This window comes from Mycoplana sp. 10N416 (assembly GCF_056394765.1).
Genome location: NZ_JBFTIM010000008.1, coordinates 180,978 through 204,877, shown reverse-complemented (window position 1 = coordinate 204,877; position 23,900 = coordinate 180,978). Strand labels below are relative to the sequence as shown.

At 63.6% G+C, this 23,900-nt stretch carries 18 protein-coding genes; 8 read left to right on the top strand and 10 right to left on the bottom strand.

Annotated features, from left to right (window positions below):
* Window positions 1–137 precede the first annotated feature (137 nt).
* The 3 genes from mobB to AC1DDS_RS17690 form a co-directional block, all read right to left on the bottom strand.
* Window positions 138–665 (bottom strand): molybdopterin-guanine dinucleotide biosynthesis protein B, encoded by a 528-nt coding sequence (mobB, locus tag AC1DDS_RS17700; protein ID WP_477480085.1) that lies wholly within the window; start codon window positions 663–665, stop codon window positions 138–140.
* Window positions 662–1,315 (bottom strand): molybdenum cofactor guanylyltransferase MobA, encoded by a 654-nt coding sequence (gene mobA / locus AC1DDS_RS17695; RefSeq protein WP_477480084.1) that lies wholly within the window; start codon window positions 1,313–1,315, stop codon window positions 662–664. Before mobA ends, mobB begins: the two co-directional genes overlap by 4 nt.
* A 125-nt stretch (window positions 1,316–1,440) precedes the next feature.
* Complete coding sequence (locus tag AC1DDS_RS17690) at window positions 1,441–1,833, bottom strand: GFA family protein (RefSeq protein WP_477480083.1); 393 nt, start codon at window positions 1,831–1,833, stop codon at window positions 1,441–1,443.
* Between the two features lie 643 nt (window positions 1,834–2,476).
* Here AC1DDS_RS17690 and AC1DDS_RS17685 point away from each other — a divergent pair.
* The gene (locus AC1DDS_RS17685) at window positions 2,477–5,017 is read left to right on the top strand and encodes a methyl-accepting chemotaxis protein (RefSeq protein WP_477480082.1); all 2,541 of its coding nucleotides are present in this window, start codon (window positions 2,477–2,479) and stop codon (window positions 5,015–5,017) included.
* Between the two features lie 64 nt (window positions 5,018–5,081).
* Here AC1DDS_RS17685 and AC1DDS_RS17680 read toward each other — a convergent pair whose 3' ends face one another.
* A complete protein-coding gene (locus tag AC1DDS_RS17680) occupies window positions 5,082–6,854 on the bottom strand; it encodes an adenylate/guanylate cyclase domain-containing protein (protein ID WP_477480081.1) in 1,773 nt (590 codons plus the stop codon).
* A 214-nt stretch (window positions 6,855–7,068) separates the two neighbouring features.
* On the opposite strand from AC1DDS_RS17680, the gene AC1DDS_RS17675 reads away from it, so the two are divergent.
* Window positions 7,069–7,503 (top strand): OsmC family protein, encoded by a 435-nt coding sequence (locus tag AC1DDS_RS17675; protein WP_477480080.1) that lies wholly within the window; start codon window positions 7,069–7,071, stop codon window positions 7,501–7,503.
* A 15-nt stretch (window positions 7,504–7,518) separates the two neighbouring features.
* Here the strand turns inward: AC1DDS_RS17675 and moaA are convergent, their stop codons facing one another.
* On the bottom strand, window positions 7,519–8,505 hold the full coding sequence (gene moaA / locus AC1DDS_RS17670; protein ID WP_477480171.1) for a GTP 3',8-cyclase MoaA: 987 nt from the start codon (window positions 8,503–8,505) through the stop codon (window positions 7,519–7,521).
* Between the two features lie 198 nt (window positions 8,506–8,703).
* Between moaA and AC1DDS_RS17665 the strand changes: the two genes are divergently transcribed.
* Window positions 8,704–9,078 carry a gamma-butyrobetaine hydroxylase family protein gene (locus AC1DDS_RS17665; RefSeq protein WP_477480079.1) on the top strand — a complete coding sequence of 125 codons (375 nt, stop codon included), beginning with the start codon at window positions 8,704–8,706 and terminating at the stop codon, window positions 9,076–9,078.
* 99 nt (window positions 9,079–9,177) lie between these two features.
* On the opposite strand, the gene AC1DDS_RS17660 is transcribed toward AC1DDS_RS17665, so the two are convergent.
* The 4 genes from AC1DDS_RS17660 to fumC form a co-directional block, all read right to left on the bottom strand.
* On the bottom strand, window positions 9,178–10,209 hold the full coding sequence (locus AC1DDS_RS17660; RefSeq protein ID WP_477480078.1) for a GGDEF domain-containing protein: 1,032 nt from the start codon (window positions 10,207–10,209) through the stop codon (window positions 9,178–9,180).
* A gap of 317 nt (window positions 10,210–10,526) precedes the next feature.
* Window positions 10,527–13,190, bottom strand: a complete 2,664-nt coding sequence (gene alaS / locus AC1DDS_RS17655; RefSeq protein WP_477480077.1) for an alanine--tRNA ligase — start codon at window positions 13,188–13,190, stop codon at window positions 10,527–10,529.
* Window positions 13,191–13,599: 409 nt separating this feature from the next.
* Window positions 13,600–14,670, bottom strand: a complete 1,071-nt coding sequence (locus tag AC1DDS_RS17650) for a GGDEF domain-containing protein (protein ID WP_310421068.1) — start codon at window positions 14,668–14,670, stop codon at window positions 13,600–13,602.
* A gap of 161 nt (window positions 14,671–14,831) precedes the next feature.
* Window positions 14,832–16,223, bottom strand: a complete 1,392-nt coding sequence (gene fumC / locus AC1DDS_RS17645; protein ID WP_477480076.1) for a class II fumarate hydratase — start codon at window positions 16,221–16,223, stop codon at window positions 14,832–14,834.
* Between the two features lie 514 nt (window positions 16,224–16,737).
* On the opposite strand from fumC, the gene AC1DDS_RS17640 reads away from it, so the two are divergent.
* On the top strand, window positions 16,738–18,630 hold the full coding sequence (locus AC1DDS_RS17640; protein WP_477480075.1) for a L,D-transpeptidase family protein: 1,893 nt from the start codon (window positions 16,738–16,740) through the stop codon (window positions 18,628–18,630).
* 107 nt (window positions 18,631–18,737) lie between these two features.
* On the opposite strand, the gene AC1DDS_RS17635 is transcribed toward AC1DDS_RS17640, so the two are convergent.
* On the bottom strand, window positions 18,738–19,421 hold the full coding sequence (locus AC1DDS_RS17635; RefSeq protein WP_477480074.1) for an HAD family hydrolase: 684 nt from the start codon (window positions 19,419–19,421) through the stop codon (window positions 18,738–18,740).
* Between the two features lie 209 nt (window positions 19,422–19,630).
* Here AC1DDS_RS17635 and rpiA point away from each other — a divergent pair, with 209 nt between their 5' ends.
* The 4 genes from rpiA (at window position 19,631) to AC1DDS_RS17615 (ending at window position 23,897) form a co-directional block, all read left to right on the top strand.
* Window positions 19,631–20,329, top strand: coding sequence for a ribose-5-phosphate isomerase RpiA (gene rpiA, locus AC1DDS_RS17630; RefSeq protein ID WP_477480073.1), 699 nt, complete (start codon window positions 19,631–19,633; stop codon window positions 20,327–20,329).
* A 17-nt stretch (window positions 20,330–20,346) separates the two neighbouring features.
* Complete coding sequence (locus AC1DDS_RS17625) at window positions 20,347–20,886, top strand: DUF2059 domain-containing protein (RefSeq protein WP_310421059.1); 540 nt, start codon at window positions 20,347–20,349, stop codon at window positions 20,884–20,886.
* Window positions 20,887–21,029: 143 nt separating this feature from the next.
* Complete coding sequence (gene gor, locus AC1DDS_RS17620; RefSeq protein WP_477480072.1) at window positions 21,030–22,418, top strand: glutathione-disulfide reductase; 1,389 nt, start codon at window positions 21,030–21,032, stop codon at window positions 22,416–22,418.
* A gap of 105 nt (window positions 22,419–22,523) precedes the next feature.
* A complete protein-coding gene (locus tag AC1DDS_RS17615; protein WP_477480071.1) occupies window positions 22,524–23,897 on the top strand; it encodes a class II 3-deoxy-7-phosphoheptulonate synthase in 1,374 nt (457 codons plus the stop codon).
* Window positions 23,898–23,900: the final 3 nt, after the last annotated feature.

Here is a 23,900-nt window from a genome sequence, read left to right as displayed (position 1 = left end):
CGGTGTCGGTGGAAACCGCTCGAAGACGAGGGCTAAGGCCCAGACTGACGGGGCAGACGCGCTTCGCGTTGCCTGCCTCCGATCAACCGGCCCGGCGCTCGTCGCGACGGTCCTGCGGCAATCCTTCAACGGCAGTATCAGCGCTTTGACGCCACCGGCAGACCGACGCTGGCCAGAATGAAATCGGCGATGCCATCGGTGTCATCGAGGTCGAAGACGGGCAGGAGGGTATCCATCACCGGATGGTCGGCGGCGATGGCGACGATGTGCGGGTCCTGCGGGGCGAGCGGCGTGCGGTTTGCCGCGTCCAGCCGCCGGGCTTCGATCTTCGGGATCGGTTCGCGCTTGTAGCCCTCGATCAGAACGAGGTCGCAGGGGGCGAGACGGGCAAGGACATCCTCGAAGCCCGGTTCGGGATCGCCGCGCAGCTCATGCATGATGGCGTAGCGGGTGCCGGATACGATTGCCACTTCGTGGGCGCCGGCATGCCTGTGGCGATAACTGTCGGTGCCCGCCCTGTCGATGTCGAAATCATGGTGCGCGTGCTTGATGGTCGAAATGCGATAGCCGCGCGCGACAATCGTCTCGACAAGGCGCGTGGTCAGCCCGGTCTTGCCGGAGTTCTTCCACCCGGAAATGCCAAAGATGCGGGGTCTGTCGGTCATGGTTCAAGCGTCTCCAGCCAGCCTTCCGCGACGGCGAGATCGTCCGGCGTGTTGATATTGAAGAAAGGGTCGAATGGGCCACGCGGCGTTTGCCGATCTGAAAAGTGCACCTGGCGCGTGCTGTGGCCATCGAGCCAGGTCCGCAGGCGCAGGGACTTACCGCCACGCAGCCAGGCGTCCAGTTCATCGGCGAGGGCAACCGGCCAGAGCCCGAAAACCGGATGCACGCCGCCGGAGGAGGCGGCCACGGCGGTGCGCTCGGGGTGGTCGATGGCAGCGCCCAGGCAGGCGACGAGATCGAGCGGGAAGAACGGACTGTCCGTCGGCACCGTTGCGACGTGGGTCGCGCCGGGTTGGTGCGCCCGCACGTGCAAGAGCGCGGCCAGGATACCCGCGAGCGGACCGGAGCGCGTGTCGTCAAGATCGCTGAACACCGGGAAGGGTGACTTGCTGTCGAGAGAAAGCGGCTCGTTGGCGCTGATCGAGAGCATCGAGACCTGCGGCCCGAGCCGGCGGATGGCGCGGTCGACCAGCGTCATGCCACCGAGCCGGACATTCGCCTTGTTCTCGCCCATGCGGCTGGATCGCCCGCCGGCGAGGATCACACCGGGGAACGCATTGCTGCACTGTACGGTCGCTTCTGTTTGCATTTAACCTCGCCCCGTCGTTGTTCCGGGTCTAGCCGAAGTGGGCGGATCTGGCCAAGATGAAACCTGCTGCGGGCGCGACAATGGATGCGAATTTTGCCTTCGTTAGCTCGCACCGTTCCTGAGTCCTACTCCTCAAGGCGACTGGTGGCGTCACGATCGCGGGCGTATCGCCTTGTCAGCGGAAATGGCGGTAACCACGATTCGCGACGGATGATCCAGCTCTCGTAGGTCGGTACCAGCTGGTCAGGCGCATCCAGGGATCCCAGGTTAACTTCTATTTCATCTGCGGTGCGGCTGAAAACGGACGAGCCGCAACGGGGGCAGAAGAACCGCCCGGCGTAGTCGCGTGCTTCGCCATCGATCGTCACCGCATCCTGAGGGAATACCGCGGAAGCGTGAAAAAGAGCCCCATGATGCTTGCGGCAGTCGAGACAATGACACAGGCCGACCCGGTATGGTCGTCCCGACGCGGTGATTCGGACGTTGCCGCACAGGCAGCCGCCCTCAAATCGGTCCATGTTGCCTCTCCTCCAAAAACAGGTGGTGGACTACCTGCAGCGAACAGCGCGGTCTCTCTCCGCTGCGGGCGCGGGCGCCTGGTATTTTCGGAGCGGGCGACAGCGGCATCGCTCCGAAGTGAACAGAGCCTAGCGCAAACCGACCTGAAGTATAGTGGTTGGGTCGATCTTGCGCGGGCGCTGCTGCTTGATTCTTTTGGGTGAGTAAACACGTCGCCGCTCCTGCGAGAGGGCTGCAAAGCCTTGTTGCGACGCAAATCGTATCGTTCCCCGCACTCGGCCGCGCAGCCGTGTGGCTGTTGGCTGGCGATGGGACGATCAAAGTCGCCGTTGGAGACAAGCTAGTAAAGAGGCCGTTGTTCAAGGAGTGTAAGGCTGCAATTGGCAAATAGTCTCTGTCGCTTCGATTTCAAAACCTTGAAAATGCTTGGGCTGGGCTTCGCTTTTCATTAAGTTTCAGTGACTATCGTCGCGTTACCCGCAAGACCATCGCATGAAGCGACGGATGCACACGTTCGAGGAGGTTGTGGTGGCCTTGGTTGTCGGCGGCACGGTCCCGGCAGTCCGAAGATGGCCACCACAGACAAACGTCTGCCACCGGCAGGGTATGAGGTCCGCACAAGAATAATACCCGGGGAACCCCATGTCCTTTATCGATCGCCTTCTGCAGCGACGTCGCATTGTTACCAAGGTGCTGCTGTTCGTCATCCCGCTGGTCGTCCTGATCGCCGGGATCGGTCTGGTCGGCTTCTTCACCGCCCGCACCTTGAACGGCCACATGACCGTGACGCGCGAAACCATCAACAGCCTGTCGGATTTCCAGAACCTGAGGACTGCGCTGCAGGACTTCGTCGATCATCCGACCGAGGAGAGCCGAAACACTCTGGCTGCGCGAATCGACGACCAGGACGGGGGAATCCATGCACTGGACGACCTGCTGGTCGAGCCCGCGGAAAAAGCAAAGATCGCCTCGGTCGTCGGCCTGGCGGAAAAGATGCGGACCCAGGCGGACCTGCTCTGGACGATCCATACCGAGCAGGAGGCGACGAGCGCTGCGCTCAAGGCGGCGCTGGCCGAAATGACGGCGCAGGGACAGTTCGCGCAGAAGCAGATCGCGGTGATCCGCAGTGAGTCGGACGCCAAGGAGAAGTTCGCCAAGACGCTGCTCTTCGATGCCGCTGCCTATCAGGGGCTGGCCGAGCGCATCGGTAAGTTCCGCAAGCCCGTGGCGCTTGCGATGAAGCCGGAGGACGCGATCAAGGCTGCCGAAACCTACCTGCCGCGGCTCGTCAAGGAACTCGGCGATTCGGAGAGCATCGCATCGCCGGCGGCGTTGGAACAGTTCGCCTTGCTCAAGAAGGAGATCGAAGCTGTCGAGGCGATCCTCGCCAGCAGCGGCGACGCGGAAAGCAAAAAGCACAGCCTCGTGCCGGTGCTGTCGAAGCTCTCGAAATTCGACGCGGATTTCGCCAAGGCGGCCCAACAGAACTCCGACACGGCGGCAAAACGCTATGTCAGCATGGGCGCCGAGATCACGCTGATGAAGCGGCTGATGGAACTGGTCGGTGAGACCTTCACACAGATTGACCGGGCTGGCCTCCATGTCAGCGAATTGCATCGCCAGCCGGACGAGCAAAGCCGTGCCGTCGTGCTGAAGGACATTCAGGGCATCGCGTCGAAGGGGGCCGACCTGGCAAGGCTTGGGGGCAAGAACGCCACCCTCCGCGACTTGCCGCGCAAGCTCGCTCCCCTGCTGGGGGCAATCGGTCAGGGCACGCAGGAGCTCATTTCCGTCGCCGATCGCTGGCGCCAGGCGCGCACGGACGCACGCACGCTCATTGCCGATGCCAGCCAGACGTTGGAAGCCTTTGTCAGCAGCGCGCAGGAAGCAGGCAAGCAGGACAGCCAGCGCTCGGCCAACGTCTCGATCGTCGCCATGGTCGCAGGCACGCTGCTAGCCATCATCGGCGGCCTGATGCTGGTGGAAACGCTGCGCGGGCCGTTGAAGCGCGTCACGGAGGTCATGTCGCGCCTTGCGAGCGGGGAACTCGACGTGCCGATCGACGGCCGCAATCGTGGCGACGAGATCGGCGACATGGTCCGTTCCGTCGCCGTGTTCCGCGACGCGGCGCTGGAAAATGTCCGATTGGAGCAGGAGGCGGAAGCCCAGCGCGCGCAGACGGCCGAAGAACAGGCCCGCCGCGCCGCCGAACAGGCACGGATCGAAGCGGAGCAGATGGAGGCGCTCAGCGCGCTGTCGGACGTGCTCGGCAAGCTCGCCGCCGGCGACCTGGAGGAGAGCATGACCGAGGCGTTGGCCGCCGAGTACGTCGCCATGGCCCGCACCTACAACAACGCCGTCGAGGCGTTGCGGGCAACGCTTGCGGACGTTCGCGCGACCACCGTTGAGATCAGCGGCGGTGCCGGCAACCTGGCTTCCTCGGCCGACGACCTGGCGCGCCGTACCGAGCAGCAGGCGGCGGCACTGGAGGAGAGCACGCGCGCGCTCCGGCAGCTGACCGACATCGTCCGGTCGACGGCCGAAAGTGCCCAGCGGACCGCGGTTTCGGTCGACGAGACCCACACCTACGCAATTCGTTCCGGTGAAGTCGTCGCCAGGGCAGTCGAGGCGATGGCGCAGATCAACCGCTCGTCCGAGAAGATCAGCACGATTATCGGCGTCATCGACGAAATCGCCTTCCAGACCAACCTGCTGGCTCTGAACGCGGGCGTCGAGGCGGCACGCGCCGGCGAGGCGGGCAGGGGGTTTGCCGTGGTCGCCCAGGAGGTGCGCGAACTCGCCCAGCGTTGTGCCGGGGCTGCGCGCGAGATCAAGGGGCTGATTTCCGACAGCTCCGCCCAGGTGCGCAGCGGCGTGTCGCTGGTCGAAGAGACTGGCAAGGCGCTGACAGTGATCAACGGACACATATCCTCCATCCATCAGCTGGTCGGCAACATCGAGCAGGCGGCGGCGGCCCAATACGAGGGGCTGAGCGAAGTGAACCAGGCGGTCCACCAGGTCGAACTGATTACGCAGCAGAACGCCGCGATGGTCGAGGAGAACACCGCCGAGATCCACGGCCTGCGCAACCGTGTCGAAGTGCTCAATCGCAAGATAGATCACTTCAAGACGCGGGATCTCGATAATCGTGACCGCGGCTACGGTGACCACTACGCGGCCTGAAGTCCGGTTGCTTAGGCAGAAAAAGAAAAGCCCCGCGGCAGGAAGACTGTCGCGGGGCTTTCTGTCAGGGGGCAAGCCCCAGATGCCGGAGCCCCTCGACGCGCAGCTCGAAATCGGCGGGGTTCTTGAACGGTAAAAGTTTCCTTCTGCGTTCGACTGAGAAATTCGGTTCAAGCCGCAGCACCTGCGCCCAGGCATCTCGCCCCGCTTCGATCTGCCCGAGGTGACCCAGGCTCGACGCGAGCAGCGCGTAGGCGGTCGTTGCGTCCGGATTGCGGGCCAGCCGCTTCGTTAGTGTGTCGGCCGCCAGCTCAAACCTGCCGAGCAGAAACTGGGCCTCGGCGAGAAACTGCAGGGCAATTTCCGGATAGACGGGATCGAGCTTCATATAGGTGTCGAGCGTCTCGATCGACTTGGCTGGGTTGCCCTTGAACATCTCGATATGCGCCTTCAAGATGTGGCCTTCGGCCGAACTCGGCGCAAGCGCGATGCAGCGCGACACCGATTCAAGCGCCTCGTCCGGCTGCCTGTTCCACAGAAGCGCGACCCCCAAGACGAAATGGCCTTCCGGCAGCTGTTCATCGAGGGCGATGGCACGGCGCGCCAGGTCAAGCCCGGTCAGAAGGGCCTGTTCGGGTTCGGCGGCCCAGCCGTTGATGTAGTCGTTGACGTGCGCGAATGAGGTGAAGGCGTAAGCCACCGCACAATTCGGATCGATCCGGAGGACCTCGGCCATGTAGGCGCGGGCGTCGGCGTTGCCGGCCCGCGTATGGAGCCAGACCTGCTCGCGTCCCCGCAGGAAGCACTCGTGCGCGGTGACGTCCGCAACGGGCTTGTCGGCGATGCGATCCCTTTCGGAAGTCGTCAACCGCACCTTGAGCGCAGTGACGATTTGTTGGGTCAGTTCGTCCTGTACTTCAAAGACGTCGGTCAGTTCCCGGTCGAACCGCTCGGCCCAGGCATGGCCGCCCGTGGTGGCGTCGATCAGCTGCGCGGTGACGCGCACCTTGCTTCCGGCCTTGCGCACGCTCCCTTCCAGGACATAGCGCACACCAAGCGCTGCGGCGACCTCCGGCAGCGAAACGGGGCTCTTCTTGTACGCAAAGGAGGAATTCCGGGCGATGACATGCAAGTCCGACAGCTTGGCGAGGTCCGTGATGATGTCCTCGCTGATACCGTCTGAGAAATACTCCTGGTCCGCATCGCCGCTCATGTTGTTGAAGGCGAGGACTGCGATCGATGTTTTTTCGCGCATCGGCGGCCGGTGGCGGGCCGCGGGCGCTTGCGCAGCCGTGTTGCGGGCAGCGCTGTCACCGACCACACAGAAGACTTCGATGGGGCGGGCGATGTTCTTTACCGATTGCGATCCCCGGCTCTCGATGCCGACGGGAATCTTGTCGCGAACCTGATCGGCAGCGGAGCGGGAAATGTAGATCCCGCCCGGCTGCGCGAGCGTTTCGAGCCTTGCGGCGACATTGACGCCGTCGCCATAAAGGTCGTCGCCGTCGACGATGACGTCCCCGACATTGATGCCGATCCGGAAGCGGATGCGCGCGTCGACGGGGACGTCGAGATCGTGCTCTGCAACCAGCTTCTGGATTTCCATGGCGCAGGTCACCGCCTCGACGGCGCTGGCGAACTCCAGCAGTGCGCCGTCGCCCATTAGCTTGACCATGCGGCCGGAATGGCGCGCGACGGCCGGGTCGATCACGCCGAGGCGTAGCGCCTTGAGGCGCGCCAGCGTCCCGGCCTCGTCGGCTTCCATCAGGCGCGAATAGCCGACGACGTCGGCCGCAAGGATGGCAGCAAGCCTGCGCTGAACCCGCTCGCCGGTCATGACGAAGCCTCTTGGTGGCCTTCATGGCGACGCGTCGCCATGGGGAGACTGTAGACCCGATCGGCCGATCTGGCTATCGCCGACAGGCAAACATCCGGTGCCGGAAACCGCTCCAAGCCTCGAAGCGGCCGAGCCGGCGCCGCGATGAGCGAATGGCGGAGGACATCGACCGCAATCGGATTATGATGGACCTTTCGAGTCAGGGAGCATCTGCATGAAAGCGCGCGTAAAGTGGGTAGAAGATCGAACCTTCATCGGCCAGTCCGGAAGCGGGCACACGGTCGTGTTGGGATCGGCGGCCGGGGCGGACGAGCGGACGCCGGGACCGAGCCCGATGGAGCTGGTGCTGATCGGCACCGGGGGCTGTACGGCCTACGATGTCGTGCACATCCTGGAGAAGGGTCGCGATAACGTCGAGGATTGCGTCATCGAGATCGATGCAGACCGTGCCGATCAGGATCCGAAGGTGTTTACCCGCATCCACATGCACTTTGTCGTCAAGGGCCAGGGCCTGGCCGCGAACAAGGTCGAGCGCGCGATCGCGTTGTCGCTGGACAAATACTGTTCGGCCTCGGCAATGCTTGCCAAGAGCGCGACGATTACCCATGACTTCGTTATCGAAGACACCAGCGCCGGGCGGCAGTCTTGAGGTTCGGGTTGGCCGTCAGCCGCCGGTAACACTCATGTGGCGGGCGACGGCGGGGCGATTGTTGCGGCCGATGACGAAGTCGTGGCCCTTCGGCTTGCGGCCGATGGCCTCGTCGATCGCCTGTGACAGCAGGGCGTCATCGTCGGCGGCGCGCAGCGGCAGGCGCAGGTCGGCGGCGTCGTTCTGGCCGAGGCACATGTAGAGCGTGCCGGTGCAGGTCAGGCGGACGCGATTGCAGCTTTCGCAGAAATTGTGCGTCATCGGCGTGATGAAGCCGAGCCGGCCGCCGGTTTCGGCAACGGTGACGTAGCGCGCCGGCCCGCCGGTGCGATAGTCGATGTCGGCGAGGGTGAACTGCTCCGAGAGGTGCGCGCGCATCTCCGACAGCGGCAAGTAATGCTCGGTACGGTCCTCATCGATCTCGCCCATCGGCATGGTCTCGATCAGCGTCAGGTCCATGCCGCGGCCATGTGCCCAGCGCAGCATGTCGGGAATTTCGCGGTCGTTGAAATCTCTCAGCGCGACTGCGTTCAGCTTGATCTTCAGCCCCGCTGCCTGAGCCGCGTCGATGCCTTCCATCACCTTGCCGAGATCGCCCCAGCGGGTGATCGCGCGGAATTTGTCCGCATCGAGCGTGTCGAGCGAGACGTTGATGCGGCGCACCCCGCAATCGGCGAGCTCGGCGGCGTATCTGGAAAGCTGCGAGCCGTTCGTCGTCAGGGTCAATTCGTCGAGCCGGCCGGCCTCGACCTGGCGACCGAGATCGTGCACGAGATGCATGATGTTCTTGCGCACCAGAGGCTCGCCGCCGGTCAGGCGGATCTTGCGAACGCCCTTGTCGATGAAGGCGGTACAGAGCCGGTTCAGTTCCTCCAGCGTCAGCAGGTCCTTCTTCGGCAGGAACGTCATGTTCTCCGCCATGCAGTAGGTGCAGCGGAAATCGCAACGGTCGGTGACGGAAACGCGCAGGTAGGTGACGGCGCGGCCAAAGGGGTCGATCATCGGGGCGGATGAGGGTGCAAGTGCGGTCGCCCTATCCGTTGGTCCTGCAGAACTGTTCACGTCTTCCTCCGTCTTGAGCGGAATGTCGGTCCTGCCGATCCGGCCGTCAAGGTCATCGCGCCATTATGGCATGAAATTGCAGCTTGCCTATGCGACCAGTGCGGCATAGTGCTGCCTGAAAGCGCGTGGAGGACGACGATGAGCGAGCGGTGGCCTACGGAATTGCGGGTGTCCAAGGACCGGCAGCGGCTGACGGTCGCGTTTGACGACGGGCAGCGCTTCGAGCTGTCGGCGGAGATGCTGCGGGTGCTGTCGCCGTCGGCCGAAGTGCAGGGACATGGTCCGGGGCAGCGCGTCACCGTGCCGGGGAAGCGCAACGTGGCGATCATTTCGGTCATGCCAACCGGCAACTATGCGGTCCGGATCGGTTTCGACGATTTCCACGACACCGGAATCTACACCTGGAGCTATCTGCGGGAGCTCGGCGAGAAAGGCGAGGACCTTTTCGCTGCATACGAACAAGAGCTTGCCGAGAAGGGCATGACGCGCGACCGCTCTGAAAAGCCGCGCTGACGCTTTCGTCCGTCAGTTCCCGGCGCGGTCTTCCTTCAGGTGCGCCGCGACAATGCCTTTCCATCGCATCCGCCGTTGCCATGCATTGCTGTGAGGTGGTCAGCCGGCGGCTGAAACCGCGATCGCGCCACTCGCCGCAGGTTCGCGCATGCGGCCTGCCACCTGCATCAGGCTTTCTGCAGCACCAGCGACGGCGACGCGGTTGCGGCCTTCTTCCTTGGCCCGATACAGCGCGCTGTCGGCGGCGGCGAGCAACCTGTCGAGGTCGCCACCGCTCAACGCCGCCGAGGCCAGCCCCACGCTGACGGTGGCGGATATGATCGTGCCATAGTGACCAATGGCTAGCGAAGCCACATCCTGCCTGAGAGAATCGGCGAACGCCTGTGCCTCGTCCAGATCGAGTTCGGGCGTAAACAGCGCAAATTCCTCCCCGCCGAAGCGGCCGAACACCATCTCGTCGGCCAGCCTGGCGGACACCGCGGACGTGAAGCGTTGTAGCACCTTGTCACCTGCCTGATGGCCGTGCGTGTCGTTGATCGACTTGAAATGATCGAGGTCGAACAGCATCAGCACGCCTTGGTTCGGGCGCCGCCGAAGCAGACCCGCGACCTCGTCGATCAGGGCCCCGCGATTGAACACGCCGGTCAGCGCATCCGAACGGGCGGCGTGGCGGAAGACAAATTCGCTGCGTTCCTTGATCAGCACCAGGATCCCCATCGACACAATCAGCGTGTGAAGGAAGATTTCCAGCGCAAAGATGGCAAACCACGGGGAAACGGACGGGGTGAGATGCTCGGGGACCGGGTTGAAGTAGGCAAACGGAATGCGCAAAGCGTAGATCAGGGCGTGGGTCGCGAGGAGTACGGCGACGAGGCGTCGCGACGGCAGCGCCTCCCGCCGCCTTCCGCGCAGCAGGTCGCGCGCCATTGCCAGCGAATAGATGGACACGACCGCCGACATCAACATGATGCGCAGGTTCATGTCGGCGGCAAACGTATCCGAGAACCGATAGGAAACCGTCCAGGCGACCACACCGGCCAGAATAGCGAAAAGGGACGCGCGCTGATGGTCGAAGGCGCGAAAGCCCGCCCACGTCAAGGCATAGCCCAAGGCGGCAAGGGCGTTGCCCAATCCGATCGCAAGCTCGGGCGTCGCAATTCCCCGCAATCCCAGCAGAAGGCTCGCCGCCGACCCGACCCACATGGCGATGCACCAGTAGCCCGCAGCGGCAGAGCCGCGTTCCGTGAGCCAATGTTGCGTCAGGAAAATGGCGACGACAAACGTCGACAGGAAGGTGCAGACCATCAAGGTCGGGATGCTGATGAGGACTTCGAGCAAGGAATCACTCTCCTTCGGTGCCGGAGCAATAGCACCGAAGGTTGAACATTTCGCAAATGAAAACGGCGGGATAACCCGCCGTTCTAATTTGGTTCGATGCTTGGGACGCGCTATCCGGCGATCGCCGCAGCGACGGATTCGATCGCCTCGCCGGCGCGCTGGCCGTCCGGGCCACCGGCCTGGGCCATGTCCGGCCGGCCGCCGCCGCCCTTGCCGCCGAGTGCGGCGGAGGCAATGCGGACGAGATCGACAGCGCTGAAGCGCGTGGTGAGGTCGTCGGTCACGGCGACCACGGCGCTTGCCTTGTCGTCGGCGGAGACGCCGACGAAGGCGACAACGCCCGAGCCCAGGCCCTTCTTGCCCTCGTCCGCCAGGCCCTTCAGGTCCTTCGGCTCGACGCCGGTGACGACCTTGCCGAGGAATTTCACGCCGGCAATTTCGCGAACGGCTTCCGCACCATTGCCACCGTCACCTGCCAGGGCGAGCTTTTTCTTCGCTTCCGTCAATTCGCGCTCGAGCTTGCGGCGCTCATCGAGCAGCGCCTCCACGCGGGACTGAAGCTCGGCGGGCTGAACCTTCAGGCTGGCGGCGAGCGCTTTCACCCGTTCGTCCTGCTCGGAGAGATAGGCGCGGGCGGCCTCGCCGGTCAGCGCCTCGAGGCGGCGCACGCCGGCGGCGACCGCACTTTCGCCGACGATGCGGACAAGGCCGATCTCGCCGGTGGCGCCGACATGGGTGCCGCCGCACAGTTCGACCGAATAGGGCTTGCCGGCCTTGCCGCCACGGATGCCCGTACCCATCGAGACGACGCGGACCTCGTCGCCGTACTTTTCACCGAACAGCGCCATCGCGCCCTCGGCGATGGCGTCGTCGACGCTCATCAGACGGGTCGTGACCGGCGTGTTCTGGACGATGATCTCGTTCGCCATCTCCTCGACGATCTTCAACTCGTCCGCCGTCATCGGCTTCGGGTGGGAGACGTCGAAGCGCAGGCGCTCGGGGGCGACCAGCGATCCCTTCTGCGTGACATGGGTGCCGAGCACCTCGCGCAGCGCCTCATGAAGGAGGTGCGTGGCCGAATGGTTGGAGCGCAGGCGCGTGCGGCGGGCATGGTCGACGTCCAGCGCGACGGCGTCGCCGACCTTGAGCGAACCCTGCTCGACGACGGCGCTGTGGACGAACAGCCCATCGGCCTTCTTCTGTGTGTCGGAGACGGCGAGGCGGGCGTGATCGGTGCTGATGACGCCGGTATCGCCCATCTGGCCGCCGGATTCACCGTAGAACGGCGTCTGGTTCAGGACGATCTGCACCTTGTCGCCGGCCGACGCCGTCTCGACCGTGGCGCCGTCGCGGACGATCACCTGCACGACACCTTCGGCCGATTCGGTGTCGTAGCCCAAGAAGTCGGTCGCGCCGTGCTTTTCGCGCAGCTCGAACCAGATCGTCTCCGCCGCTGTGTCGCCGGAGCCGGCCCAGCTCTTGCGGGCCTCGGCCTTCTGCCGCTCCATCGCGTCCGAGAAGGCGGAAAGGTCAACGCCGATGCCGCGGTTGCGCAGCGCGTCCTGCGTCAGGTCGAGCGGGAAGCCATAGGTGTCGTACAGCTTGAAGGCCGTCTCGCCGTCGAGGATATCGCCCTTGTCGAGATTGGCAGAGGCATCGGAGAGCAGCGACAGACCGCGCTCCAGCGTCTTGCGGAAGCGGGTTTCTTCCAGCTTCAGCGTTTCCGAGATCAACGCCTCGGCGCGCACCAGTTCCGGATAAGCGCGGCCCATCTGCTGCACGAGTGCCGGCAGCAGTTTCCAGATCAACGGCTCGCGGGCGCCGAGCAACTGCGCGTGGCGCATGGCGCGGCGCATAATGCGGCGAAGCACGTAGCCGCGCCCCTCGTTCGACGGCAGCACGCCGTCGGCGATCAGGAAGGCCGAGGAGCGCAGGTGGTCGGCGATGACGCGGTGGCTGGCGCGATGCTCCGGATTGTCGGCGGCGACGCCGGTCGCCTCCTCGGAGGCCTCGATCAGCGCGCGGAAGAGGTCGATGTCGTAGTTGTCGTGCTTGCCCTGCAGCAGCGCTGCGATGCGTTCCAGGCCCATGCCGGTGTCGATCGACGGACGCGGCAAGTCGATCCGCTCCTCCTTCGTTACCTGCTCGAACTGCATGAAGACGAGGTTCCAGATCTCGATGAAGCGGTCGCCGTCTTCCTCCGGCGATCCGGGAGGGCCACCCCAGATATGATCGCCGTGGTCATAAAAGATTTCCGAGCAGGGACCGCACGGGCCGGTATCGCCCATCGCCCAGAAATTGTCGCTGGTCGGAATGCGGATGATGCGGCTGTCGGGCAGGCCGGCGATCTTCTTCCAGAGGTCGAAGGCCTGGTCGTCGGTGTGGTAGACGGTGACGAGAAGCCGATCCTTGTCGATGCCGAATTCCTTGGTGATCAGGTTCCAGGCAAGCTCGATCGCGCGATCCTTGAAATAATCGCCGAAGGAGAAGTTGCCGAGCATCTCGAAGAAGGTGTGATGGCGGGCGGTATAGCCGACATTGTCGAGGTCGTTGTGCTTGCCGCCGGCGCGAACGCACTTCTGCGCCGTCGTGGCCGTCGAATAGGGGCGCTGCTCGAGGCCGGTGAAGACGTTCTTGAACTGCACCATGCCGGCATTGGTGAACATCAGGGTCGGGTCGTTGCGCGGCACCAGCGGGCTGGACGGCACGACCTCGTGACCGTTCTTGCGGAAATAGTCGAGAAAGGCCGACCGGATATCATTCACGCCGCTCATTTTGCGTCCTTCATTCCTTCAGGCGACCGGGCTCGGCCCCGCCTTCAAACACACTCAATGCCTCGCCGCCGACCTGTACCGTGAACACCGCCTGCCGCCGCAACGAAGACTCGGTCGCGCCTTGTCGCGCAGCGCTGCCGTTTCCGTCCTGGGATCGCGGACGGCCCGCCGGATCGGCGACACGGTCCTGCGGCGCAGGGATGCTGGCCACTTCCAGGACCTTGGAAAACTGAAGGCTTTTATCGTTCGCTCTCTTTCCTGTCCAGACAGGAAAACCGGCCTTCGGGCGATGAAGGCCGGTTGATCGGGCGAGGGGACGTCTCTGCATGCCGAAGCGATGTTCAATGCCCCGCGACGCTGCCGCGCGACTGGAACATTTTGATGGTAGGATGAAGGGTTGGTCGATGATCTACTTCCGGTAGATCAGCCAGCTCTTGGCAAATTCCTTCTTCATCCCGTCCTCGAACGCCATCACGCGATTGCGGCCGTTGTTCTTCGCGCAATAGAGCGCCGTGTCGGCCTTGCTGTAGAGTTCCGCCGGTCCTTCGGCGTCGCTGGCCATGCAGACGCCCAGCGAGATCGTTATCGGTCCGTAGTTCACGCCGGTCTTGGAGTGCTTGAAGGGAGTGTGCTCGAGCGCCATGCGAACGCGCTCGGCGATCAGTATCACCTCGTCCTGATTGTTGCCCTCGATGATCATGGCGAATTCCTCGCCGCCGGTGCGGGCGATGAAGATGTCCTTGCGCACGCTTGCCCGGATGATGCTGCCGACGGAGGCGAGGATCTTGTCGCCGACCGGGTGTCCGTAGGTGTCGTTGACCTTCTTGAAGTGGTCGATGTCTGCAAGGACGAGGGCGGTGACGTTGTGCAGCATCATATTGTTGTAAATCGCCGCAAGCTTGTCGTCGAAGGCGCGTCGGTTGGAAAGCTGCGTCAGGGAATCGGTGTTGGCGATCCGCTTGTACTCGTCCAGTTCGCGGCGAACGACATCCATTTCCCGCGACTTCTGGACCACGTTTTCGACGCGCTCCTTGCCTTGGGAAATCGTGTCGCCGGTCGCAGCCGAAAGCACGGTGATCGCGCTTTTGATGATCTCCACGCTGGCGGAGTTCTTGTTGGTGATCCGGCTATAGGTTTCGTCGAGCAACCGATTGTAGCTCTCAAGCGAACTCTGTTCCTGGGTGAGTAGATGCAGGAGACCTTCGAGCTGGGACACCATCTTGTCATGTGCGCCGTCGATCGCCTCGGCTCGGTGATGGTGGCTGAAGTACTTCGCTCCGATCGCGTCGAGTTCTTCCTGCGAAGCCCTGTTGCCCAGCGCCGCGATTTCGCGCGTGAGCTGCGGGCTCGAGCCGATGTAAGCCTCGTAGAAGAGTTCATAGTTCCGCGGGATCGGCGCCACCCCCATGATGCGCATCGCATAGGTCACCTGCGCCGCGATATCCGGCACCTGGACCTTCTGCCCTACGGGCGTGTTCATTGGCGGCTCCTGTGATGGTTCCTGCAGCGGATATATCAAATTAGGGAGAAAAGATTTGGGAAGGATTAACGTTCCTGTGCGTGCAAATGTGCTTTGCCAAGAAAAATGGCCCCGCAGGTGTGTGCTGCGGGGCCATCGCGTGTGCGTATTTTCGGGTTGGGTCAGCCCGGCATGATCATCTTTTCCGGCCGCACCACCTCGTCGAACTCCTCGTTCGTCACGTAGCCGCCGCCGACGGCCTCTTCGCGCAGTGTCGTGCCGTTCTTGTGTGCGGTCTTGGCGATCTTGGCGGCGTTGTCGTAGCCGATCTTCGGTGCCAATGCGGTCACCAGCATCAGCGACCGTTCGAGGGCGGCCTTGATGTTGTCCTCGCGCGCCTCGATGCCGACGACGCAGTTGTCGGTGAACGAGATTACGGCATCGGCAAGAAGCTGGACCGACTGGAGGAAGTTATAGGCCATCAGCGGATTGTAGACGTTCAGCTCGAAGTGGCCCTGGCTGCCGGCGAAGGTGAGCGAGGTGTGGTTGCCGAAGACCTGGACGCAGACCTGGGTCAGCGCCTCGCACTGGGTCGGGTTGACCTTGCCGGGCATGATCGACGAGCCGGGCTCGTTTTCCGGCAGCGACAGTTCACCGAGACCGGAGCGGGGACCGGAGCCGAGGAGGCGGATATCGTTGGCGATCTTGAAGAGGGCGGCCGCGGCCGCATTGATCGCGCCATGCGAGAACACCATCGAATCGTGGGCGGCCAGCGCCTCGAACTTGTTCGGCGCCGTCTTGAAGTCGATGCCGGTGATCTTGGCGATCTCTTCGGCGACCTTTTCGGCAAAGCCGACCGGGGCATTGAGGCCGGTGCCGACGGCGGTGCCGCCCTGGGCGAGTTCGCAAAGGCCCGGCAGCGTCAGCTCGATGCGCTTGATCGAGGAGGCGACCTGGGCGGCGTAGCCGGAGAACTCCTGGCCGAGGGTGAGCGGGGTGGCGTCCTGGGTGTGGGTGCGGCCGATCTTGATGATGTGGTCGAACGCCTTGACCTTGGCTTCGAGAGCGGCGTGCAGGTGCTTGAGCGCCGGCAGCAGGTCACGAACGATCCGTTCGGCGCAGGCGATGTGCATGGCCGTCGGATAGGTGTCGTTCGACGACTGGCTCATGTTGACGTGGTCGTTCGGATGCACCGGCTTCTTGGAGCCCATGACGCCGCCGAGCATTTCGATCGCCCGGTTGGAGATGACCTCGTTGGCGTTCATGTTCGACTGGGTGCCGGAGCCGGTCTGCCAGACGACGAGCGGGAAGTGCTCGTCGAGCTTGCCGTCGATCACTTCCTGGGCGGCTTCGACGATGGCGTTGCCGACCTTGGGGTCGAGGCCGCTGAGTGCCATGTTGGCACGGGCGGCCGCCTGCTTGACGATGCCGAGCGCGCGCACGATCGAAAGCGGCTGCTTTTCCCAGCCGATCTTGAAGTTGCCGAGCGAGCGCTGGGCCTGCGCGCCCCAGTAGCGGCTGTTGTCCACCTCGATGGGGCCGAAGGTGTCGGTTTCCGTGCGCGTAGATGTCATATCGCTTCCCGCTTAGTGCCCATGCGTGCTCAAGGCGGCCACGGCCACCGCATGGGGGCGGCGCGGCCGGACGGCGCGGCAATAAAGCCTTCGCCGTGCTCGAAATCCGGGCCTTACTGGCCCATAAGGCCGGCCGTTGTAAAGGGGCGAGGCGGTGCCCTGCCGGCAGACTTTAGGTTAAAATCGATTAGCTCGGCTCGCGGACAATTCGGATCCGGCGGAAGCGCAAACATCCGGCTGTTGCAGAGGGGTGACAGGTCGACAGATTCGTGAGCTCGTCCCGGGGCTCGCAATGCGCCAGTTCCATGCTTGTCCGAAAAATTTTCGTTTCGTTTCAAATTTTTGGCGCGGTCTGCACGTATTGGCTGCAGCGATGGCGGTGTTGAGGAACCGTGCAAGTGAGTGGCGCGTTTCCTTTTCATTCACCATCCGGTCCTATAGTTTCCGGGCTCGCGTGATCGGGTAGATACCAGTTCCCCGCCACAATCGGCGGTACATCGGGAATGAAGCAAATATGACGTTCAGAAAGTCCGCGGCGCTCACTGCGCTCCTGGTAACCTGCGCTTTCGTAGTGGTCGACGCCGCACCGGCGCGCGCCGAAGCGCCGAACCTGCTGCAATTGCTGTTCGGCAAGCGCAAGAAGCAGGAGGCGGCCCCGGTGCCAATGGTGGAGGCCGGCTTTCAGGCGATGCCGATGGTCAAGGGAGCGGCAAAACCGGCCGCACTGCCGCGCGTGACCGGGCCGAGCTATTACACATACAAGGCCGAGGCGCTGAAGCCGGTCGAGATGCTTAAACTCGCCGATCCGGTGGTCACGGGCTCGATCGACGACTACGCGACGCCGCCAGTCCGCCGATCGCCCGAAGGAGAGATCCGGCACGAGTTCGCTTCCGTCACGGCACTGGCGCCGGCCGAGAGCGGAAAGGCGGTCGAAAATTACTACAGCCAGAATGCCGGCCTGATCTGGGTGAGCGGCAGCCAGATCAGCGACCGGGCTCGTGCGGCGCTCTCGGTGCTGACCGATGCCGAGTCCGTCGGGCTCGACGCGCAGGACTACGCGGTGGACGTCCCCTCCGCCGTTTTCGACAGCAGCGACATGGTCGCGCGATACCGGGAACTGGCGGCGTTCGAGGTCGATCTCTCGGCTGCCGTTGCGACCTATATCCTCGATACCGTCCGCGGACGCATCAATCCCAACCGGATTTCCGGCTACCACGACTTCGTGCGCAAGGAGGTCAACCTTGCTGCCGCGCTCAAGAACGTCGCGCTGAGCCCCGACGTTGCGGCCTTTCTGCGGAGCCGTGCGCCGTCCGGCAGCCACTTCCAGGCCCTGGCGGCAGAGTTGAAGGCCCTGCGGGCCGAAAACGAAGCCGCTGACCCGGTGGTAATCGCCGCCGGCACGGTGATGAAGCCGGGTGAAAGCAATCCAGAGCTTGCCAACATCGTGAAAGGCATTGTGCAGCACGGCTCGGAATCATTGAAGGCCGAGCACGCGACGACGATCGCCGCCTATCGCGATACGCCGGAATACACGCCGGAACTGGTGGCCCTTGTGGAAGCCTTCCAGAAGGATCACGGGCTGAAGCCGGACGGCGTTGTCGGACAGGCGACGATCCGACGTCTGACGGGCGGCGACAACGTCGCCGACAAGATCTTCAAGGTCCAGGTGGCGATGGAGCAGGCTCGCTGGCTGCCGGCGGAGCTCGGTTCGCGCTACGTCTTCATCAACCAGCCGGCCTACATGGCCTACTATCACGACAAGAACGACGAGCAGTTTGCCATGCGTGTCGTGATCGGTTCGAAGGCGAACCAGACCTATTTCTTCCAGGATGAGATCCAGACGGTCGAGTTCAATCCCTACTGGGGCGTGCCGCAGTCGATCATCATCAACGAGATGCTGCCGAAGCTGCGCTCCGACCCGTCCTATCTCGATCGGATGGGTTATGAGGTGGAAGTCAACGGACGCCCGGTCTCGTCTACCCAGATCAATTGGAGCTCGACAAAGGGCGTCGCGGTGCGCCAGCCGCCGGGCGACGACAATGCGTTGGGCGACCTGAAGATCCTGTTCCCGAACGCCCATGCGATCTACATGCACGACACGCCTTCGAAGAGTTATTTCAAGAAGGACATGCGTGCGCTCAGTCATGGTTGCGTGCGACTGGCCGAACCGCGTCTGATGGCGGCGGCTGTCCTCGGCACGACCGTCGACGACGTTGCCGCCCAGATCAAGAAGGGGCGCAACAAGGCGGTGAGCGTTCCGCAGAAGATCCCGGTCTACGTCTCCTACTTCACCGCCTGGCCGAACAAGGACGGCAAGGTGGAGTTCTACGACGACATCTATGGACGTGACGCCTATATGCGCAAGGCGATGGAAGCGACCCGCGCGGCGCGGCAGGCGCAAAGCTGATCCGGCGAGCGCCTCTGGTGGCGCGACGGGTGGCAAATCCTGATACGAAATGGCCCGCTCCGGTGACGGAGCGGGCCATTTGCATTGCAAGCGATGCGTAGCGGCGTTCAGGCAGCCATCCGGGCCATCAGCGATTCGACAAGGTCGGGAAGGAGTTCGTCGAAGCTGCCGATAACGTGGTCGGGTTCCAACGAGGCGATTGCGACGTCCGAGTAGCCAAACGGCACGCCAATCGACGGTACGCCGGCATTGCGGGCGACGAGCACGTCGTTGAGGCTGTCGCCGATCATGACGGTCCGGGCAGGGGCGCCGCCGGCAAGGCGAACCGTTTCCAGCAGGTGTGCGGCCTCGGGCTTGCGCACGGCGAAGGTGTCGCCACCGGTGATCGCGGCAAAGCGGCTCGTCAATCCGAGGCCCTCGATGAGGCGTCTTGCCAACCCCTCCAGCTTGTTGGTGCAGACGGCAAGTCGGAAGCCGGCCGTTTCCAGGCGGTCGAGGGCCGAAATCAGGCCGGGGTAGGGGCGTGACTCGCCCGGCATGCCCTGGGCGTAGTGATCCACGAAGATCTTCAGCATTGCAGGCAGGTCATCCTGGCGAAGGTCCTGGCCGCGCAGTGCAAAGGCGCGCTGGATCATCACCTGTCCGCCGTGGCCGACGAGATAGGTCAGGTCGTCATAGGTCACCGGCTCGAGCCCGGCCGTACCGATCGTATGGTTGAGGCTGGAAACGAGATCCGGGGCGGTGTCGATCAGGGTTCCGTCTAGATCGAAGACGACGAGTGGAGCGGTCACGGCCTGTCCTTCTGCTGGAAGTAGTGCGCCTGCAGGTAAGCGACCGGGCCGCCGATTGCAATCGCGATCACCCGTTTGCGCCAAGCCGATAGCGTGGCCAAAACGGGCGCAGCGGCGGAATTTGGCTTTCGCTTGAGCCGCATGGCGTGTAAGTGTCACAGCCAATACCAGCCGGGTGCGGCGATAGAATCTAGAGGAGCGAGAGGCGGATGGACGCCCGCGAAATGAAGATCAAAGCGGCGGCAGCCGCGTTGTCCCATGTCGAGGACGGCATGCGGCTCGGGATCGGAACCGGATCGACGGCCGAAGAATTCGTCCGGTTGCTGGCCGAACGCGTGGCGGATGGCCTCTCGGTCGTCGGTGTTCCGACTTCGGAACGGACCGCAAGACTCTGCCTCGAACTCGGCGTGCCGCTGAAATCGCTCGACGAGCTTCCCGAGCTCGATCTGACGATTGACGGTGCCGACGAGGTTGACGGGCGGCTGCGGCTCATCAAGGGCGGCGGTGGCGCGCTGTTGCGCGAGAAGATCGTCGCCGCGGCGTCGAGCCGCATGATCGTGATCGCCGATGAGACGAAGGTGGTGGACACGCTCGGCGCCTTCAAGTTGCCGATCGAAGTCAATCCCTTCGGCATGGTGTCGACGCGCATCGCAATCGAGCGCGTGGCCTCGCGCCTGGGGCTTTCCGGCGCCATCGACGTTCGCCGTTCCGGCGACGGCAACTTCATGACCGATGGCGGGCATTACATTCTCGATGCATCTTTTGGCCGTATTCCTGATGCAGACGCGCTGGCGATCACGTTGAATGCGATTCCCGGCGTCGTCGAGCACGGGTTGTTCATCAACATGGCGTCGATTGCGATCATTGCCGGGCCGGCAGGTGCGCGGACGCTGACAGCGGACAGTTAGACAGGAGCTATGACCACATGACCATCTTTGCCGGCCTCGGCCGTACCCTTGCCGCAACGCTCATCGCAACCGCAGCATTCACGGGTTCCGTGATGGCGCAGGACGCTTCCGAAGACCAGATCAAGGCGGCCCGGGCCGCGATGGACGCGCTGAACGCGACCTCGCAGTTCGACGGCATCCTGCCGCAGATCGCGGAGAAGCTGAAAGGCACGCTGATCCAGTCCTCGCCGAACTACGGTGAACTGATCAACAAAACCGTGGATGACGAGGCGCTTGCCCTCGCATCGCGCCGCGCCGATCTGGAGCGCGAGGTTGCCAACATCTACGCCAAGACGTTCTCCGTGGAAGAGCTGAAGGCCATCTCTGATTTCTACAGCTCCAGCGCGGGCAAGAAGCTGCTCCAATCCGGACCCTTGGCTGCCCGCGAAGTAATGAAGGCCGCCGACATCTGGGCGGCGGGCATTTCGCGCGACCTGGCCGTCAACAGCGACAAGAAGCTTGAAGCCGAGATCGGCGCCCAGAAAAAGGCCGAAGGCGAAGCTGCACCGAAGAACTGATCGGCGCCTTCCAAGACCATCATGAAGCCCGGAGCGATCCGGGCTTTTCTTTTTGTGGTGGCACCCCCTATATCACCTTATCTGGACGGCCCCTTTGGTTGCTTGTTCCGGATAGCTTTTGAAACGCGACATGGAGTGCCCCGATGCCAGCCTTCGACTATGACCTCTTTGTAATCGGCGGCGGCTCCGGTGGCGTGCGCAGCGCCAGGCTCGCCTCGGCCATGGGCAAGAAGGTGGCGATCGCCGAGGAATTTCGTTACGGCGGCACCTGCGTCATCCGCGGCTGCGTGCCCAAGAAGCTCTATGTCTACGCCTCCCAGTTCCGCGAGCACTTCGAGGATGCGGCAGGCTTCGGCTGGACGGTCGGCGCGACGACCTTTGACTGGAACGCACTGGTCGTGGCCAAGGAACAGGAGATCACCCGGCTCGAGGGGCTATACCGCAAGGGGCTCGACAATGCCGGCGCCGAGATCCTGAACACCCGTGCCGTTCTGGTCGGACCGAACACGATCCGACTGACCGCGACGGACCAGTTGGTGACGGCCGAGCGCATTCTGATCGCCACCGGCGGTCATCCGTCACCGCATAAGGATCTGCCGGGACGCGAGCTCTGCATCACGTCAAACGACGCCTTCGACCTGCCGAAGCTGCCGAGATCGATCCTGATCGCCGGCGGCGGTTACATCGCTGTCGAGTTCGCCAACATCTTCCATGGACTGGGCGTTGAGACGACGCTGATCTATCGCGGCAAGGAAATCCTCTCGCGTTTCGACCAGGACATGCGGCAGGGCCTGCACAAGGCGATGGTCGACAAGGGTATCCGCATCCTTTGCGAGGACATCATCGAGGAGGTGGCCGAGGCGCCCGGCGGCGCCCGCCGCGTCCGGACGCTGAAGGGCGAGACACTTATTGTCGACCAGGTGATGCTGGCGCTCGGTCGCGTACCGAACACCACCGACCTCGGGCTCGAGATCGCCGGCGTGAAGACCGATGCCAGGGGCGCGATCGCCGTGGACGAGTATTCGCGTACCAACGTGCCCGGCATCTTCGCGATCGGCGACGTCACCGACCGGGTGCAACTGACGCCGGTCGCGATCCACGAGGCGATGTGCTTCATCGAAACGGAGTTCCGCGGGCGACCGACTTCACCGGATCACGATCTGATTCCGACGGCCGTTTTCTCGCAGCCGGAGATCGGGACGGTCGGCATGAGCGAGGAGGCTGCGGCCAAGGCGTTTTCCGAGATCGAGGTCTATCGCGCCGAGTTTCGGCCGATGAAGGCGACGCTCTCGGGCCGGCAGGAACGCATGATCATGAAGATCCTCGTCAATGCCGCTGACCGTAAGGTCGTCGGCGTGCATGTGCTCGGTCACGACGCGGGTGAGATGGCGCAATTGCTCGGCATTTCGCTGAAAGCCGGATGCACCAAGGACGACTTCGACCGCACGATGGCGGTGCATCCGACCGCCGCAGAGGAGCTGGTGACGATGTACCAGCCGAGCTACCGGATCCGGAACGGCAAGCGCGACTGAGGCGGTGTTCGGCTATGCAAGCGGGGCTTTACGGTTTATAAGCCCGCATCCCAACGGAAACGGGCCGCCGACCATGTTGTCGGCGCTGTGAAACAGGTGAGTTAAATGGCACAGAATTGGACCCCGAACAGCTGGCGGCAAAAACCGATCCAGCAGGTGCCGGACTATCCGGACGCCGCGGCATTGGTCGCGACAGAGGAGCAACTCGCCACGTTTCCGCCGCTCGTCTTTGCCGGCGAAGCCCGACGGTTGACGAGCGCGCTGGGCAATGTGGCTGAAGGCAAGGGCTTCCTGCTGCAGGGCGGAGACTGTGCCGAGAGCTTCGCCGAGCATGGCGCCGACACCATTCGTGACTTCTTCCGCGCCTTCCTGCAGATGGCGGTGGTGCTGACCTTCGGCGCCCAGCTGCCTGTCGTCAAGGTCGGTCGCATCGCCGGCCAGTTTGCCAAGCCGCGTTCGTCGAACGTCGAAAAGCAGGGCGAGGTGACGCTGCCGTCCTACCGCGGCGACATAATCAACGGCATCGAGTTCACCGAAGAGGCGCGGGTGCCCAATCCCGAGCGCCAGATCATGGCCTACCGCCAGTCGGCGGCGACGCTGAACCTGCTGCGCGCCTTTGCCATGGGCGGCTACGCCAACCTCGAGAACGTTCACCAGTGGATGCTCGGCTTCGTCAAGGACAGCCCCCAGGGCGAGCGCTACCGCAAACTTGCGCATCGCATCTCCGAGACCATGGATTTCATGAAGGCGATCGGGATTTCGGCCGAAAACAATTCGAGCCTGCGCGAAACCGACTTCTTCACGAGCCACGAGGCGCTGCTGCTCGGCTATGAGCAGGCGCTCACGCGCGTCGACTCGACCTCGGGCGACTGGTACGCCACGTCCGGCCACATGATCTGGATCGGCGACCGGACCCGCCAGCCCGACCATGCCCATATCGAGTACTGCCGCGGCATCAAGAACCCGATCGGTCTGAAGTGCGGCCCATCGCTGACAGCGGATGGCCTGCTGGAACTGATCGACATCCTGAACCCGGCAAACGAAGCCGGCCGCCTGACCCTGATCTGCCGGTTCGGTCACGACAAGGTCGCGGAGAACCTGCCGCGGCTGATCCGCGCCGTCGAGCGCGAGGGCAAGAAGGTCGTCTGGTCGTGCGATCCGATGCACGGCAACACGATCACGCTCAACAATTACAAGACGCGTCCCTTCGAACGCGTTCTGTCGGAAGTGGAGAGCTTCTTCCAGATCCATCGCTCGGAAGGCACGCATCCGGGCGGCATCCATGTCGAGATGACCGGCAAGGACGTCACCGAGTGCACCGGCGGCGCCCGGGCACTGTCCGGCGACGATCTCGCAGATCGCTACCACACCCATTGCGATCCGCGCCTCAATGCCGATCAGGCGCTTGAACTTGCGTTCCTGCTGGCAGAGCGCATGAAGGGCGGCCGCGATGAAAAACGCATGGTTGTGAACGCCTGATCG

Bases quoted from the DNA above. Each gene is read 5' to 3' on its own strand.
- mobB (WP_477480085.1), bottom strand. From the start codon at position 665: ATGACCGACAGACCCCGCATCTTTGGCATTTCCGGGTGGAAGAACTCC.
- mobA (WP_477480084.1), bottom strand. From the start codon at position 1,315: ATGCAAACAGAAGCGACCGTACAGTGCAGCAATGCGTTCCCCGGTGTG.
- AC1DDS_RS17690 (WP_477480083.1), bottom strand. From the start codon at position 1,833: ATGGACCGATTTGAGGGCGGCTGCCTGTGCGGCAACGTCCGAATCACC.
- AC1DDS_RS17685 (WP_477480082.1), top strand. From the start codon at position 2,477: ATGTCCTTTATCGATCGCCTTCTGCAGCGACGTCGCATTGTTACCAAG.
- AC1DDS_RS17680 (WP_477480081.1), bottom strand. From the start codon at position 6,854: ATGACCGGCGAGCGGGTTCAGCGCAGGCTTGCTGCCATCCTTGCGGCC.
- AC1DDS_RS17675 (WP_477480080.1), top strand. From the start codon at position 7,069: ATGAAAGCGCGCGTAAAGTGGGTAGAAGATCGAACCTTCATCGGCCAG.
- moaA (WP_477480171.1), bottom strand. From the start codon at position 8,505: ATGATCGACCCCTTTGGCCGCGCCGTCACCTACCTGCGCGTTTCCGTC.
- AC1DDS_RS17665 (WP_477480079.1), top strand. From the start codon at position 8,704: ATGAGCGAGCGGTGGCCTACGGAATTGCGGGTGTCCAAGGACCGGCAG.
- alaS (WP_477480077.1), bottom strand. From the start codon at position 13,190: ATGAGCGGCGTGAATGATATCCGGTCGGCCTTTCTCGACTATTTCCGC.
- AC1DDS_RS17650 (WP_310421068.1), bottom strand. From the start codon at position 14,670: ATGAACACGCCCGTAGGGCAGAAGGTCCAGGTGCCGGATATCGCGGCG.
- fumC (WP_477480076.1), bottom strand. From the start codon at position 16,223: ATGACATCTACGCGCACGGAAACCGACACCTTCGGCCCCATCGAGGTG.
- AC1DDS_RS17640 (WP_477480075.1), top strand. From the start codon at position 16,738: ATGACGTTCAGAAAGTCCGCGGCGCTCACTGCGCTCCTGGTAACCTGC.
- rpiA (WP_477480073.1), top strand. From the start codon at position 19,631: ATGGACGCCCGCGAAATGAAGATCAAAGCGGCGGCAGCCGCGTTGTCC.
- AC1DDS_RS17625 (WP_310421059.1), top strand. From the start codon at position 20,347: ATGACCATCTTTGCCGGCCTCGGCCGTACCCTTGCCGCAACGCTCATC.
- gor (WP_477480072.1), top strand. From the start codon at position 21,030: ATGCCAGCCTTCGACTATGACCTCTTTGTAATCGGCGGCGGCTCCGGT.
- AC1DDS_RS17615 (WP_477480071.1), top strand. From the start codon at position 22,524: ATGGCACAGAATTGGACCCCGAACAGCTGGCGGCAAAAACCGATCCAG.